Annotated in this window: 1 protein-coding gene; it reads right to left on the minus strand. The window is 61.4% G+C overall.

The annotated features are described in order from the left end of the window. Positions 1 to 605: acyl-CoA dehydrogenase family protein (locus FPZ47_RS27845; protein WP_210420054.1), on the minus strand; the 605-nt coding region annotated here is incomplete at its 3' end. Between the last annotated feature and the right edge of the window lie 7 nt (positions 606 to 612).

Below are 612 nucleotides of genomic sequence, written 5' to 3' on the forward strand. Positions count from 1 at the left end.
TCAGATGTGTCCTGACCGCGCTGACCTATTTTGCTGAGGACTCGTCCTCTCCGGAACCCGGGGCGATCGGCTTCCACGACGATCAGCGAGATACCGCTGGCGCCTTGGGTATGGTCGGTCTTGGCCACGACGACAATGAGATCGGCTTGCTGACCATTGGTGATGAACGTCTTCGAGCCGGTGATGACGTACTCGTCCCCATCGAGGACGGCGCGCGTCTTCACGCTTTGAAGATCAGATCCGGTTCCAGCCTCCGTCATCGCAATGGCACCGATCAATTCGCCCGACGCCATCTTGGGCAACCACTGCCTTTTCAGGTCTTCCCGTGCGTAGTGCAGGATGTAGTGTGCGACGATGCCGCTGTGCAGGCCGGCGCCCCACGAACTGTCCCCGATTCGAGCTTGCTCTTCGAGCAGAACTGCTTCGTGCGCGAACGTCCCGCCGCCGCCGCCGTATTCGACCGGCATCGACATGCACAGCAGGCCCAGCTCGCCTGCTCGTTCCCACACCGCCCGGTCGACATGGTGTTGCTCGGCGAAGCGCTCTGAGTGGGGTGCAATCTCAGTGGCAACGAACTTTGCGGCGAGATCACGAAGCGCTTCCAATTCCGGG

The organism is Mycobacterium helveticum (genome assembly GCF_007714205.1).
Taxonomy (GTDB): domain Bacteria; phylum Actinomycetota; class Actinomycetes; order Mycobacteriales; family Mycobacteriaceae; genus Mycobacterium; species Mycobacterium helveticum.